Here is a 14,332-nt window from a genome sequence, read left to right as displayed (position 1 = left end):
GCTCCCTTATGCGTGTTCAAGCGTGCGTTGCAGCGATGGTTGTGATGACGTGCATTAGTCCGTTGGCACCAGCAGGGCCACAGGGTACTTATCAAGGAGCGTCGCCAGGGGGATGGTGCCGGCATCATAGGTAGCTCCCGTGAGCTCGTCCCTGACGGTGGTGGACACCTCGATTGACGTGTCCCGCCACCCGCCGTCCCCGGCAAGACGCTTGGGCAGGCGCGTGGCAACGGTGAGGGCACCGCGTCCTTCGGCGCCGCGGTCGAAAGCCACTACGTGACCAGCCGCGGAACCTTGCGCTACTACCGGCACATACCCGCCGAACAGCTCGGGCCGGTCGCGCCGCAGCCTGAGGGCACGGGACACCACCAACAACTTGGCGGCTTCGTCCGTGAATGACGGCGAAGCCCCCTTGTCCAGCTCTTCCAGTGCAGACATCCGGGCTTGGAAGTCAACAGGGCGCCTGTTGTCCGGGTCGGTCAGGGAACCGTCCCGGAACTCCGAGCCTTGGTAGACGTCGGGAACACCGGGCATGGTCAGCTGGATCAGCTTGGCTGACAACGAATTGGAGGTCCCATACGGTTCAAGCTCCGCTACGAAATTAGCCAGCGCCGCTGCAACCTCAGGCACATCAAAAACGGAGTCGACGGCGGCAGCCAGGTGACGCTCGAACTCTTGGTCGGGGTCGGTCCAGTTGGTGGAATTCCCGGCTTCACGCGCCGCCTTCAGGGCATACGACTGCAGCCGTCCCCGGTCTGCCGGCCATGCACCAACAATTGACTGCCATACGAGTGCGGCCAACGGGCCATCCGGAATCGGGGCCAACTCCTGGACCGTCCCGAGGAAGAGTTCCCACTCCGGGACGGCCTCGGAAATGACCGATATACGCGCCCGGGCGTCCTCGCTTCGTTTGGTGTCATGGGTGCTCAGCGTGGTCATGGACAGAGGCAAGGCCTGCTGTCGGCGAACCATGCGCTCATGGAAGACCTCACTGGAAACAGCGAATTCGGTGGGATCGGCCCCCACCTCCGTCAGTGTCCCCAGACGGGTGTAACGGAAGAACGCCGTGTCCTCCACACCCTTGGCCATGACCATGCCGGAGGTCTGCTGGAACCGCTGGGCCAATGCACCGGAGGAATCAAGCAGCAGCGGGGTCAGGTCTTCCAGCACATCCTTGAGATCCGCACGGCTTTCCGCTGCTCGGTGGATGGATTCCACCAAGACGGCCTCGCCGTAGGGCAGATAGGTGCGGTAGATGGGGAAGCAGCAGATGACTTCCGCGATGGCGTCGGCCACCTTGTCCGCGGGCAAGTCCATGGACGGTGGTACCAGGCGTGCGAGCCTGAGGATTTCCGACTTCAGAATGCCGTCCGCGATGCGGCGCTTGGTGCCGTGGATCATGGTTTCGTAGTCCGCCGGGGCGTCCGCATCCCGCAGCCTGGCATCGAGCGAGTCGAGGTATTCCTCCGCTGCGGGGTCCACAAAGAGCCGGTCCACATCGGCGAGGGCGTCATAGCCGGTGGTACCTTCACAGTCGAAGGTTTCCGGCAATTGTTCGCCCGGTTCCAGGATTTTCTCGACAAGAAGATATGCCCCGCCCGTGGCTTCCCGCAGCCTCGACAAGTAGCCCTCAGGATCTGCGAGCCCGTCCGGGTGGTCGATCCTGAGACCGTCCACCAGGCCCTCACGGAACCAACGCACGATCTCTTGGTGGGACTCGTCGAAGACCCATGGGATCTCCACCCGAAGCCCGGCCAAGGTGTTGACGGCGAAGAAGCGTCGGTAGTTCAGTTCGGCATCTGCCCTGCGCCATCCCATGAGCTGGTAGTGCTGACGGGCATGGACGTCCCGGGGGCTGTCCCCTGGGCCGTAGGTGCCATCTGCCAACGGGAAACGGTGATCGTAGTAGTGCAGCTCGCCATCCACCACAGTGAGTTGGTCGAGGTCGTCGTCGCTGCCCAGCACCGGGATACGGATCTTCCCGCCACCGAAGTCCCAGTCGACGTCGAAGGCCTCGGCGTACTTGGACCCGCGACCTTCCTTCAGGAGCTGCCACCACCAGGAGTTCTGTCCGGGTGTGGCAACGCCCATGTGGTTGGGCACGATGTCGGCCAGGACGCCCAGACCCTGCTCACGGGAGGCTTTGGACAAAGCCGCGAGCCCTTCAGGACCTCCGCGTGCAGGGTCCACAGTGGAAGGATCGGTGACGTCGTAACCGTGGTCCGAGCCCTCCTCCGCCGTCAGGATGGGTGACAAGTACACCCAGTCAATACCGAGCGAGCGCAGGTAGCCCGTGAGTTCCGCCGCGTCCTGGAGTGTCAGCCCGGGCCGGATCTGGAGCCGGTAGGTGGAGACTGGCGTTTTCATGAGTCCGCCTTCTTAGCTTCTCCGGTTTCCTCTTTTGCCGGTTCCTCACCCTTGTAGTCGAAGGGCAGCGACGTCACGGCCGGAGCCGTGATGGATGCCGTTTCCGGGGTGCTCGTTTGCGTCAGCGCAGCCAACGAGGCCGCCACCGAATGGTCGGGCTCAATCTCCGGAGTGCTGTGGGCACGGAGCACCACCAGTGACTTTGCCCCGACCATGAGGATCTGGTCAGGTTTGACGACGCCTGCCTCTGCGCCTTCACCAGCGGTGTCGATCATGATGTCCCAGGCCGGAGCGTATTCATCGGACGGGATCCGGAAGCCTACCTCGTCCTGGTCTGCATTGAAGTAGAGCAGGAAGTTGACGTCGGTAATGCGCCGTCCCTGGTTGTCGCGTCCGTGAATGCCGTCGCCGTTGAGGAACACGCCCACTGAGCGGCCCAACGCCTCATCCCAATCCGAGGGACTCATGGTGCTCGCGTCGGCATCCAGCCAAACGATGTCAGGGAGACGTTCGCCTTCGCCCCGCAGGACCGGACGTCCGTCAAAGAACCGGCTCCGGCGGAGGCTGGGGTGCTTGGCGCGGAGGGCGCACACCGCGGCGGTGAACTCGATGAGCGGCTGGTCCACGTTTTCCCAGTTGATCCACGTGAGTTCGGAGTCCTGGCAGTAGCCGTTGTTGTTGCCGTTCTGCGTCCTTCCCAGTTCGTCGCCGTGCAGGAGCATGGGGACACCTTGGGAGAGGAACAACGTGGCAATGAAGTTGCGCTGCTGGCGTGCCCGCAGGCCAAGGACCGCGGGGTCATCGGTGGGTCCTTCGGCGCCGCAGTTCCATGAGCGGTTATGGGACTCGCCGTCGTTGTTGTCTTCACCATTGGCTTCGTTGTGCTTCTCGTTGTACGAGACGAGGTCGGCCAACGTGAAGCCATCGTGGGCAGTAACGAAGTTGATCGAGGCCACCGGTCGACGGCCGGAGTGCTCGTAGAGATCTGCCGAGCCGGTCAAGCGGGACGCGAATTCTCCCAGGGTGGAAGGTTCACCGCGCCAGAAGTCGCGGACGGTGTCCCGGTACTGGCCATTCCATTCCGTCCACTGGGGCGGGAAGTTGCCCACCTGGTAACCGCCGGGGCCCACATCCCACGGCTCGGCGATGAGCTTCACCTGGGAAACAACCGGATCCTGCTGGATGAGTTCGAAGAAGGTGGAGAGTTTGTCGACGTCGTAGAACTCGCGGGCCAGGGTGGACGCGAGGTCGAAGCGGAATCCGTCCACGTGCATCTCGGTCACCCAATAGCGCAGGGAGTCCATGAGCAGCTGCAGGGAGTGCGGGCTGCGGACGTTCAGCGAGTTTCCGGTGCCGGTGTAGTCCATGTAGTACTTCTGGTCGTCCTCCACCAGCCGGTAATACGCGGAGTTGTCGATGCCCTTGAAGGACAAGGTGGGGCCGAGGTGGTTGCCCTCGGCCGTGTGGTTGTACACCACGTCCAGGATGACTTCGATCCCTGCCGTGTGAAGGGCCCGCACCATGGCTTTGAAGTCCTGGACCTGCTGGCCGGTATCACCCTTGGAGCTATAGCTGTTGTGCGGGGCAAAGAAGCCGATGGTGTTGTAGCCCCAGTAGTTGTTGAGGCCCTTGTCCTGCAGGATGCCGTCATTGACGAACTGATGCACGGGCATGAGTTCGATCGCGGTGATGCCCAGCTTCTGCAGGTGGGAAATAACGGCCGGATGCGCGACGCCCGCGTAGGTTCCGCGCTGTTCCTCCGGGATTTCCGGGTGCATCTGGGTCAGGCCCTTGACGTGGGCTTCGTAAATGACTGACTTGTGGTACGGAATCCGAAGGAGCTTGTCGCCATCCCAGTCGAAGAACGGGTTGATGACGACGCCCAGCATCATGTGCGGCGCAGAGTCCTCGTCGTTTCGGGAGTCGGGGTCCCCCAGGTTGTACGAGAACAGGGCCGGGTCCCAGTCGATCTGCCGGTGGATGGCCTTGGCGTAAGGATCCAGCAGCAATTTGTTGGGGTTGAAGCGCTGACCGGCATCGGGATCGTACGGGCCGTGAACCCGATATCCGTACTTTTGCCCAGGCTGAACCTGTGGAAGGTAGCAATGCCATACATATCCATCTACCTCGGTGACTTCTACGCGGACTTCCCCGCCGTCGTCGTCAAAGAGGCACAACTCAACTCTTTCGGCATTCCCGCTGAACAGCGCGAAGTTGGTGCCGGTGCCGTCAAAAGTGGCTCCCAGCGGATAAGCCGATCCAGGCCAGACTTCCATGCGTTCTCCTCTTGATGATGCGAACAACTGCTGCAAGCCTACTCATGACCCATGACACGGACAGTAACCTTAGGGTCTTGTCCGGTCGCATTCCGCGCTCAGCGAACCAAGGACGCTTGGAACCGCCGCCATGATCGCCGACGCTGTAATGGGGCCGCCGTGCAATAACGCCGATGCTGCCGCTCCTGCCCGCCCGTGGACGCTCGCCGCCACCGCCGCCACCGCAGCCCAGCGGTCGTCAACATCCAAGCCGAGGGCCGCATATGCGCCGTCGTCGTCCGTGATGGAGTCAGCGCACTGGGCCAGCAAGGCACCCAATACGCCTCCCAGGACATCGCCGCTGCCCGCGGTGGCCATCCACGCGATGCCCTCAGCCTGGCTGAAAACAACGCCCGACGGCGATGCCACCAGTGTGGTGGCGCCCTTCAGGAGCACGGTGGCACCGGTTTGTTCGGCGGCCTGCCGTACGAAGTGCAGGGGTCGGGACTCCACGTCCTCCCTGGTCACAGCTAGCTCACCCGTGGAAGGAAGGGATCCCAGCAGCGTGGCCAGTTCACCGGCATGGGGTGTCAGGATCCAATGGGGCGGGCAGCGTTCCGGAAGGAGGCTCAGCGCACCGGCATCAACAACCACCGGCACACCGGCGGTCAGCGCAGCCGCAGCCGCAGATTTGGCCCGCTCGTGTTGCTCTTCCCCATCCACCCCCGGGCCCAGCAGCCAAGCCTGGACACGTCCGTGTTCATCGGATTCCCACAAAGCTTCAGGGGTTCGGGCGAGTACCAGTTCTGCCGCCGCCCGGGGGCCGAGGTAGCGCACCATTCCGGCTCCGGCGAGGGCCGCCGCGTGGACAGCCAGAACAGCAGCCCCGCCAAACCGCACCGAGCCCGCCACAACACCAAGGACACCCCTGGAGTACTTATGTGCTCTACGGCCAGGTGCAGGTAGTACGGCTCCCAGGTCCTGGGAAGTGAGACGGCGGAGCTCCGGTTCCTGGGAGGCCAAAGAGTCTTCGATGCCGATCTGTACCAGGTGGACCACTCCGGAACATCCTTCGCCGGGATCTGTCATGAGCCCTGCTTTGACTCCCCCGAAAGTCACAGTGACGTCCGCGTCCAGTACCGGCCAGTGCACCTCACCGGTAGTGGCATCCAGCCCGCTGGGTAGGTCGCACGCCACCACCAAGGGAGGACGTAATTCCTGAAGGGAGGCAATCAATTCCGCGGAGGCACCTCGGAGGCCGCCACGGGCACCGGTACCGAGCAGGGCATCGATGATCACGTCATCGCCGGCGCACAGGACCGCGAGTTCCTCAGCATTTGCGTGCTCGAGGTACAAGGTCCGTCCGCCGGCCGCTGTGAAAGCAGCCAGTGCCTCAGCATGGACTTCCGCATTGGCGAGAACCGCCGTCGTGCGCATCCCCCGGCGGGCCAGCAGTCCGGCAGCAAAGAGACCGTCGCCGCCGTTGTTTCCCTTCCCCGCCAGGACAGTGACGCCGGCACCCGCAAGCCTGCGCCTTTTCCTGACCTCGCGCACCACGGCTTGGGCCAGCCCGTAAGCTGCCCGCTGCATAAGAACAGCGCCCTCACCGGAGTCCAGGAGCGGTTGTTCCGCATCCCTGATCTGTTGTCCGGTGAAGGCGCTGATCATTGCTTATGAAATCCGTTAGCCCTCGGCGAGGACAGTCGCGGTGGCGATGCCGCCGTCATGGCTCATGGACAGGTGCCAGCGCTTGACGCCCTTGGCCTCAGCCACCGCCAGCACCGTTCCCTTGACCTGGACCGTAGGGCCGTTCTCATCGAGACCGATCCAGCAGTCCTGCCAGTTCATTCCGGCAGGAGCGCCCAGAACCTTGGCCACGGCCTCCTTGGCAGCAAAGCGCGCAGCCAAGGAGCGGGTGTTCAGTTCCCGCTCGGCAGGAACAAACAGGCGGTCCCGGAGTCCCGGAGTCCGTTCCAGCTGCCGGCCGAACCGTTCGATGTCTACGACGTCTACCCCAATGCCAACAATCATGGCGTTATTCTACGGTCACGCTCTTGGCGAGGTTACGCGGCTGGTCCACGTCGTATCCCTTGGCACCGGCCAGTTCGGCAGCAAAAATCTGCAGCGGAACGGTGGTCAGCAGCGGCATCAGCAGGGTGGGCGTCTCCGGAACGTAGAACACCTGCTCTGCGTAGTCCTTGACCGACTCGTCGCCCTCTTCAGCGATAACCAGGGTACGGGCACCACGTGCGCGGACTTCCTGGATGTTGCTGACAACCTTGGAGTGCAGGGAATCGCGACCGCGCGGGGACGGGACCACAACGAAGACCGGCTGGCCGTCGTCGATCAGGGCGATCGGACCGTGCTTGAGCTCGCCGGCAGCGAAACCTTCAGCGTGGATGTAGGCGATTTCCTTGAGCTTCAGCGCGCCTTCGAGGGCAACCGGGTAGCCGACGTGGCGGCCGAGGAACAGCACGGACTTTTCGTCCTTCATGCTGCGGGCGAGCTCGCGCAGGGGACCGGCGTTGTCCAGGATTTTCTGGATCTTTGCCGGGATCTTGTTGAGGTCCGCGAGGACGTCCTTGATCTGGCCGGAGAAGATGTTGCCGCGCAGCTGTGCCAAGTACAGGCCCAGCAGGTAGGCGGCAGTGATCTGCGCCAGGAATGCCTTGGTGGAGGCCACTGCGATTTCCGGGCCAGCGTGCGTGTAGAGCACGGCGTCGGATTCGCGAGGGATGGTGGAACCGTTGGTGTTGCAGATGGAGATCGTCTTGGCGCCCTGTTCACGGGCGTAGCGGACGGCCATCAGCGTGTCCATGGTCTCACCGGACTGGCTGATGGAAACCACCAGCGTGTTGGCGTCGACGATCGGGTCACGGTAGCGGAACTCGTGGGCGAGCTCTACTTCCGTGGGGATACGGCACCAGTTCTCGATGGCGTACTTGGCAACCAGGCCGGCATAGGCCGCGGTACCGCAAGCCAGGACGATGATCTTGTCCACCTGCTTGAGGAGCTCAGGATCAATGCGCACCTCGTCCAAGGTCAGCTTGCCATCGAGGTCCGAACGGCCCAGGAGGGTCTGTGCAACAGCGTCAGGCTGGTCGTGGATTTCCTTCTCCATGAAGGAGTTGAAGCCACCCTTTTCGGCAGATGCCGGGTCCCAGTCAACGTGGTATTCCTTGCCCTCGGCGGGAGCGCCGAAGAAGTCGGTGATCTCCACGGAGTCCGCGGTGATGGTGACGATCTGGTCCTGGCCCAGTTCCACGGCACGGCGGGTGTAGTCGATGAAGCCGGAGACGTCGGAGCCGAGGAAGTTCTCGCCTTCGCCCAGGCCAACCACCAGCGGGGAGTTGCGGCGGGCAGCTACGACGACGTCGGGCTGGTCTGCGTGGACGGCAAGAAGGGTGAAGGCGCCTTCGAGGCGCTGGCAGGCCAGGCGCATCGCTTCGGTGAGGTTTCCGCCGTCGCCATTGAGCTCGGTGCGGAAGATATCGCCCACCAGTGCGGCAGCAACCTCGGTGTCGGTCTCGGACTCGAAGGTAACGCCCTTGGCCAGGAGTTCCTGCTTGAGTTCGGCGAAGTTCTCGATGATGCCGTTGTGAATAAGTGCAAGGCGGCCGCCGTCAGAGAGGTGCGGGTGCGCGTTGCGGTCGGTCGGGCCGCCGTGGGTGGCCCAACGGGTATGGCCGATGCCGGTCAGGGATTCAGGGACTGGATTTGCTTCCAGTTCACTGATCAGGTTGCTCAGTTTGCCGGACTTTTTACGGGACGAGATTGTCCCGTCAGCCACCACTGCGACGCCTGCGGAGTCATAGCCGCGGTACTCAAGACGACGCAGCCCTTCCACGACGACGTCAAGGGCGCTGTGACCAGCTGCCTTGCGAGACGAATTGCCAACATAGCCTACGATTCCACACATGGGTACAAGCCTAACGGCTAGCGCAAACAACTGACGTGGGACATCCCAGCTCCTCCCCTTGCCAGTATGATGTCCAACCCCACAATTCACCCTCCCGTCGTCGCGCATTTCCTGTTCCGCCGCGTGGAGGGCAGAATCATGAGCGTGACTTTGCAACGCACCGAAGCTAACGGCGACGGCGCTTCCCCCTTTGTAGAACTGGACCGTCAAACATGGTCCAGGCTTGCAGCGCAGATGGAGCAGCCCCTCAACGAAGAGGACATCTTCCGCCTCCGCGGCCTCGGCGACCCCCTGGACATGAAGGAAGTCAGGGAGGTCTACCTCCCGCTTTCCCGGCTTCTGCACCTATATGTAGAGGCTTCCCACCAGCTTCATGCCGCCACCACCACCTTCCTGGGCGAACAAACCCAGCGCACGCCGTTTGTGATCGGAGTGGCCGGCTCGGTGGCCGTGGGCAAGTCCACCATTGCCCGTGTACTGCGCGAAATGTTGAGGCGCTGGCCCGGAACTCCCAACGTGGAACTCATCACCACCGATGGCTTCCTCTATCCCCTGGCCGAACTGAAGCGCCGCCATCTCCTGGAACGCAAGGGATTTCCCGAGTCCTACGACAGGCGGGGCCTCCTGCGCTTCGTCTCGGAAGTCAAAGGCGGCGCAGAAGAAGTCCGCGCACCGTGGTATTCCCACGTAACTTACGACATCGTGCCGGGCAAGGAAGTGGTGGTGAGGCGTCCCGACGTCCTGATCGTGGAGGGACTCAACGTCCTGGCACCCGCACGCCCCCGCATGGACGGCAAGCAAGGACTGGCAGTCAGTGACTTCTTCGACTTCTCCATCTACGTGGACGCGAAGACCTCCTACATCGAGGAATGGTACGTGGACCGTTTCCGGAAATTGCGCACTACGGCCTTCGCGCAGCCGGAATCCTACTTCCACCGTTACGCCACGTTGTCCGATGATGACGCCGAATCGACCGCACGCGGCATCTGGAAGCGGATCAACGAACCCAACCTTGAAGAGAACGTGCTGCCCACCCGCGGCCGCGCCCAACTGGTTCTGACCAAGGACGCAGACCATTCCATCCGCCGGATGCTGCTGAGGAAGGTCTAGCGTGGGCGGGGCCAGGCAGCTTCCCAGCCGGCGCGCTTTTGCAAGCCTGATCACTGCCGGCGCCGGAATGGCAGCGTTGGCCGCTTGCACGCCGGAGAAGGCCGCCCCCTCCCCTGCGGCGGCCAATGCCGCCAGCGGAGCCGCTACAGCTTCGGCAATGCCCTCCACCGCCGTCGCCTCCAACCCAGCCACGGGAACCGCAACCGCGGCGTCCAGCGCTGCGTCCCCCACTGCGACAGCATCCAGCTCGGCGCCCTCCAGCGCCGTTGCGCCGCAGCACTCCCTCACCGACCCCACCAGCCCGTGGGTGGTCGTCAACAAGCATCGCCCCCTCAGCCCTCAGGACTTCGTCCCGGCCGACTTGGTCCAGCCGAACGTCCGCCTCGCCGTCAGCGGCGAAGCCTCCCTGCTTAACAGCACGACGGCGGCTGCCGCGGAGAAGATGTTCGGCGCTGCGGCCACCGAGGGCATCATCATGACCTTGGCTTCGGGCTACCGTTCCTACTCCACGCAGGTAGCTACGTACGGCGGCTACGTTGCCGGCACCGGCCAGGCCGCAGCCGATCGCGCCTCAGCCCGGCCAGGGCACTCCGAACACCAGACCGGCTGGTCCTTCGACATTGCCGACGGCGGTGGAGCCTGCAGCTTCCAGCCATGCTTTGCCGAGCAACCGGCCGCCGTCTGGGCCAAGGCGAACGCCCATAGGTTTGGATTCGTGGTCCGCTATCCGTGGATGTTCCACGACACCACAGGCTACTTCTACGAGTCCTGGCACCTGCGTTATATCGGCGTGGAAGCGGCAACCGACATGGCCACCCGCGGCATCCCGACACTGGAAGAGTACTTCGGACTGGAAGCAGCCCCGGATTACCTGTAGCCCTTAAACGACGCCGGCCCGGCCCCTGCCAGGCAGGGGGCGGGCCGAAACTCGTTCAGGCTTCTTAGACGGCCATCTCGCTGTTGGCTCCGAGGCGTTCCTTGACTACGGCGGCAAGGCTGTTGCAAATGCGCTCAGCCGTTTCCATGTCAGCGGCTTCCACCATCACACGGACCAAAGCTTCAGTACCTGACGGGCGGAGCAGCACACGGCCGGTCTCGCCCAGTTCCAGTTCCGCTGCAGCCACAGCGGCCGCCACGCCTTCGTCTGTTCCAGCACGGGCCTTGTCCACGCCTTTGACGTTGATCATCAGCTGCGGGAGCTTGGTCATCGCGGTGGAGAGTTCCTTGAGGCTGCGGCCTGTGAGGGCAACCTGCGCTGCGAGCTGCAGGCCAGTCAACACACCGTCACCCGTGGTGGCGTAATCGGAGAAGATCACGTGTCCGGACTGTTCCCCGCCAAGGTTGTAGCCGCCGTCGCGCATTTCTTCCAGGACGTAACGGTCGCCGACTCCGGTTTCGCGGATGGTGATACCGGCGTTCTTGAGGGCGATCTTGAGGCCGAGGTTGCTCATGACCGTCGCCACAAGGATGCTGTCCTTGAGCTTTCCGGCATCGTTGAGGGCCAGTGCCAGGATAGCCATGATCTGGTCGCCATCCACTTCGTTGCCTTCGTGGTCTACGGCGAGGCATCGGTCGGCGTCGCCGTCGTGGGCAACACCAAGATCTGCGCCGTGCTTAACAACGGCTTCCTTCAAGGGGCCAAGATGGGTGGAACCCACACCTTCATTGATGTTCAGGCCGTCCGGCTCTGCGCCGATCACTACGACGTCCGCGCCGGCGTCCTTGAACACCTGGGGCGAACATCCGCTCGCTGCACCGTGGGCGCAGTCCAGGACGACCTTCAGTCCGTCCAGTCGCTTGGGAAGCGTGCCCAGCAGGTGCACGATGTAACGGTCTTCAGCGTCGGAGAAGCGCTGGATGCGTCCGACGTCGGCTCCTACGGGGCGCTGCGGCTCTTTGCCAAGCTGCGCCTCGATGGCGTCTTCGACGTGGTCCGGGAGCTTCTGGCCGCCGCGGGCGAAGAACTTGATGCCGTTGTCCGGCGCGGGGTTGTGGGAGGCCGAGAGCATGACGCCGAAATCGGCGTCGAGGTCTGCCACCAGGTAAGCGGCCGCGGGGGTGGGAAGGACACCGGCGTCATAGACGTCGATTCCGGAGCTTGAAAGCCCCGCTTCCACAGCGGCGGCGAGGAACTCGCCACTCGCCCTGGGGTCCCTGGCGACCACGGCGCGGGGCCGCTTGCCGTCGGTTGTGCGGTCATGGCCGAGTACGACGGCGGCGGCCTGGGCAAGCTGCATAGCCAGCTCGGCGGTGAGCAATCCGTTCGCGAGACCGCGCACGCCATCTGTTCCAAATAATCTAGACATCGGCTCAAGTTTAGACGACTGCGGGACACCGTCAGTTCAGTAGCGTGTCGGAGCGTCACATGAGGGGCCTAAAGGGCGCGTGTTAACGGCGAAAGCCCGCCCCGCCATAGTGGCGGAACGGGCTTTCGATACCCCGGTGAAGGGGGCAAGCGGATTAACGCTTGGAGTACTGCTGGGCCTTGCGTGCCTTCTTGAGACCAGCCTTCTTACGCTCGATGACGCGGGCGTCACGGCGCAGGTAACCGGCCTTCTTGAGGGTGGCGCGGTTGTTGTCGACGTCGATCTCGTTCAGCGAGCGGGCAACACCGAGACGCAGTGCACCGGCCTGGCCGGAGATGCCACCGCCGTGGATACGGGCGATGACGTCGTAGGCGCCTTCGAGATCAAGGATCTTGAAGGGCTCGTTGACGTCCTGCTGGTGCAGCTTGTTCGGGAAGTAGTTGTCCAGCGTGCGGCCGTTGATGGTCCACTTGCCGGAACCCGGAACAACGCGAACGCGTGCAACGGCTTCCTTGCGACGGCCAACAGCTGCACCGGCAACGGTCAGTGCCGGGCGCTCCTTCTTGGGCGCATCTTCAGCAGATGTGCTTTCAGAGGTGTAGCTGGTGAGGGTTTCCTCAGCCTCGACGGCTTCGGCGGTCAGTTCTTCGTTCTGAGCCACGGTTCTCCTTGTAATAAAAAGTTTAGTTGGTGGCCAGGACTACTGGGCGACCTGGGTGATTTCGAAAGTCTTCGGCTGCTGTGCAGCGTGGGGGTGCTCAGCGCCACGGTAGACCTTGAGCTTGCCCAACTGCTGTGCAGCGAGAGAGTTCTTGGGGAGCATGCCCTTGATGGCCTTCTCAACAGCGCGAACCGGGTTGGATTCCAACAGCTCGGCGTAGTTGACGGAGGTCAGGCCGCCCGGGTAACCGGAGTGGCGGTATGCGCGCTTCTGCTCCAGCTTGGCGCCGGTGAGGGCAACCTTTTCAGCGTTGATGATGATGACGAAGTCGCCCATGTCCATGTGGGACGCAAAGGTCGGCTTGTGCTTTCCGCGCAGCAGTGTTGCGGTCTGGCTGGCAAGACGACCAAGGACAACGTCGGTGGCGTCAATGACGTGCCACTGGCGGTTGATATCGCCGGGCTTCGGGGTGTACGTACGCACGGTTTTGCCTCGTTCTTGTTCTGGCGTTCATGTTTTAGGCGACACGCAGTGAGGCGTGTACCTACTATGTATGCGCTACCGGAGCAGAGGTGAGGGCTCTATGTACCAGTCATCCCGGAATCTCGAAATGCCTCAGGAGTTAGCGATCCTGCAACTGGATCCCCCGGAAGGCATGTGTCATCGAGATAGGACACGCACAACGACTATAAACAATACCTTCAACGGGGCGTCCGGGTCAAAATGGGGTAACCGCCCCCGGGGGCCGCGCACTGATTGAGGGAGAGCACATGACCAACGAGGCCGCCTTTCCCTTCATTATGGCCGTCGCCGGGCTCCTCCTGGCCCCGGCCCTTGAGTGGCTCATCTGCCGGCGGCTCCCGCGACTTGGCGGACTCCCCTCCCCTAAGGTCCGGATCACGACGGCGGCTGTCACCTCGCTGCTGTTTGGCTTGCTCGCTTTGCGGTTCGGCTTTTCTCCGGAGTTGCCGGCATTCCTGTTATTGGCATTGCTGGGCGTTCAACTTTCGCGCATCGACTTTGCGCTGCATTTACTGCCTAATCCCCTCATAGTGCTCCTCCTTGGGGGCGGGCTGCTGCTCCTCGCCGCCTCCGCGGCCCTTGCCCCTGGATGGTTGGAACTCTTCCGGGCCCTCGCCGGAGGGGCCATTTTGTTCGCAGGCTACTTAATTCTTGGACTTCTTTCGCCTGGAAGCATCGGAATGGGCGATGTAAAGCTCGCCGCACCCCTGGGGCTGTACTTGGGGTACTTGGGCTGGGAGCAAGTACTCTTCGGGGGACTACTGGGATTCGTGGTGGGCGGGGTGCTCACGGTACTGATGTTGCGCCTGCGACGCGCGGAAAAACCCGCGGAAACGGCTCATGGCCCGGCCATGATCATCGCCGTCCTCGGCGTTGCCCTGGTCATGAACTGACGCATCTTAGTACGCGCTTACCAGCCCCTCCGCAGGTCCCCATAACAATAAGGCGCCTGTCTAAAACAAGTAGTTTTGGCCCCTTTTTCCTCCAAAACTGAGTACTTCATGCCTTCGGTGCATGCAGGCGAGTAGTGCCCCTCCCGGTAAATCGAGTACGGCTACGCATTGTCGCAGCTGCCGCTCAGGGTGAATTCTTATCTCATCGAATTCCGAACCGCTAAAGGCAACATGGGGGTAGTTCGGAAGTCGAAGCAAATTCCGATAATTTGCTGGACCTATAACCCAATTCGCAAATA

General features: G+C 62.8%; 11 protein-coding genes. 3 read left to right on the top strand and 8 right to left on the bottom strand.

Features of this window, described 5'->3' with window-relative positions; all coding sequences use genetic code 11:
- Positions 1-54: 54 nt before the first annotated feature.
- The 5 genes from treY to glmS form a co-directional block, all read right to left on the bottom strand.
- Positions 55-2,367 carry a malto-oligosyltrehalose synthase gene (gene treY / locus M1D51_RS06665; protein WP_458108986.1) on the bottom strand — a complete coding sequence of 771 codons (2,313 nt, stop codon included), beginning with the start codon at positions 2,365-2,367 and terminating at the stop codon, positions 55-57.
- Positions 2,364-4,643: a glycogen debranching protein GlgX gene (gene glgX, locus M1D51_RS06660; RefSeq protein WP_458108985.1), complete on the bottom strand. Its 2,280-nt coding sequence runs from the start codon at positions 4,641-4,643 to the stop codon at positions 2,364-2,366. Before glgX ends, treY begins: the two co-directional genes overlap by 4 nt.
- A 69-nt stretch (positions 4,644-4,712) precedes the next feature.
- Positions 4,713-6,290 (bottom strand): NAD(P)H-hydrate epimerase, encoded by a 1,578-nt coding sequence (locus M1D51_RS06655; RefSeq protein ID WP_458108984.1) that lies wholly within the window; start codon positions 6,288-6,290, stop codon positions 4,713-4,715.
- 15 nt (positions 6,291-6,305) lie between these two features.
- Positions 6,306-6,653 (bottom strand): holo-ACP synthase, encoded by a 348-nt coding sequence (locus tag M1D51_RS06650; protein ID WP_011775548.1) that lies wholly within the window; start codon positions 6,651-6,653, stop codon positions 6,306-6,308.
- A 4-nt stretch (positions 6,654-6,657) separates the two neighbouring features.
- Complete coding sequence (gene glmS, locus M1D51_RS06645) at positions 6,658-8,541, bottom strand: glutamine--fructose-6-phosphate transaminase (isomerizing) (RefSeq protein ID WP_458108983.1); 1,884 nt, start codon at positions 8,539-8,541, stop codon at positions 6,658-6,660.
- 138 nt (positions 8,542-8,679) lie between these two features.
- Between glmS and coaA the strand changes: the two genes are divergently transcribed.
- Both coaA and M1D51_RS06635 read left to right on the top strand, forming a co-directional pair.
- Positions 8,680-9,651: a type I pantothenate kinase gene (gene coaA, locus M1D51_RS06640; protein WP_011775550.1), complete on the top strand. Its 972-nt coding sequence runs from the start codon at positions 8,680-8,682 to the stop codon at positions 9,649-9,651.
- A gap of 67 nt (positions 9,652-9,718) precedes the next feature.
- Positions 9,719-10,528, top strand: a complete 810-nt coding sequence (locus tag M1D51_RS06635; RefSeq protein ID WP_458109553.1) for a M15 family metallopeptidase — start codon at positions 9,719-9,721, stop codon at positions 10,526-10,528.
- Between the two features lie 64 nt (positions 10,529-10,592).
- Here the strand turns inward: M1D51_RS06635 and glmM are convergent, their stop codons facing one another.
- The 3 genes from glmM to rplM form a co-directional block, all read right to left on the bottom strand.
- Positions 10,593-11,957 (bottom strand): phosphoglucosamine mutase, encoded by a 1,365-nt coding sequence (glmM, locus tag M1D51_RS06630; protein ID WP_172324889.1) that lies wholly within the window; start codon positions 11,955-11,957, stop codon positions 10,593-10,595.
- A gap of 154 nt (positions 11,958-12,111) precedes the next feature.
- Entirely contained in the window at positions 12,112-12,618 is a 507-nt protein-coding gene (rpsI, locus tag M1D51_RS06625) for a 30S ribosomal protein S9 (protein WP_035760464.1), read from the bottom strand.
- Between the two features lie 39 nt (positions 12,619-12,657).
- A complete protein-coding gene (gene rplM / locus M1D51_RS06620) occupies positions 12,658-13,101 on the bottom strand; it encodes a 50S ribosomal protein L13 (RefSeq protein ID WP_024817563.1) in 444 nt (147 codons plus the stop codon).
- A gap of 287 nt (positions 13,102-13,388) precedes the next feature.
- Here rplM and M1D51_RS06615 point away from each other — a divergent pair, with 287 nt between their 5' ends.
- A complete protein-coding gene (locus M1D51_RS06615; RefSeq protein ID WP_458108982.1) occupies positions 13,389-14,033 on the top strand; it encodes a prepilin peptidase in 645 nt (214 codons plus the stop codon).
- Positions 14,034-14,332: the final 299 nt, after the last annotated feature.

The sequence above is a fragment of the Arthrobacter sp. R3-55 genome (assembly GCF_054161505.1).
This window is presented reverse-complemented; position numbering and strand designations above follow the sequence as displayed.

Excerpts from the sequence above, each read along its gene's own strand:
- glmS (WP_458108983.1), bottom strand. The coding sequence starts at position 8,541 with ATGTGTGGAATCGTAGGCTATGTTGGCAATTCGTCTCGCAAGGCAGCT.
- M1D51_RS06635 (WP_458109553.1), top strand. The coding sequence starts at position 9,719 with ATGGCAGCGTTGGCCGCTTGCACGCCGGAGAAGGCCGCCCCCTCCCCT.
- M1D51_RS06615 (WP_458108982.1), top strand. The coding sequence starts at position 13,389 with ATGACCAACGAGGCCGCCTTTCCCTTCATTATGGCCGTCGCCGGGCTC.
- glmM (WP_172324889.1), bottom strand. The coding sequence starts at position 11,957 with ATGTCTAGATTATTTGGAACAGATGGCGTGCGCGGTCTCGCGAACGGA.
- coaA (WP_011775550.1), top strand. The coding sequence starts at position 8,680 with ATGAGCGTGACTTTGCAACGCACCGAAGCTAACGGCGACGGCGCTTCC.
- M1D51_RS06650 (WP_011775548.1), bottom strand. The coding sequence starts at position 6,653 with ATGATTGTTGGCATTGGGGTAGACGTCGTAGACATCGAACGGTTCGGC.
- treY (WP_458108986.1), bottom strand. The coding sequence starts at position 2,367 with ATGAAAACGCCAGTCTCCACCTACCGGCTCCAGATCCGGCCCGGGCTG.
- glgX (WP_458108985.1), bottom strand. The coding sequence starts at position 4,643 with ATGGAAGTCTGGCCTGGATCGGCTTATCCGCTGGGAGCCACTTTTGAC.
- M1D51_RS06655 (WP_458108984.1), bottom strand. The coding sequence starts at position 6,290 with ATGATCAGCGCCTTCACCGGACAACAGATCAGGGATGCGGAACAACCG.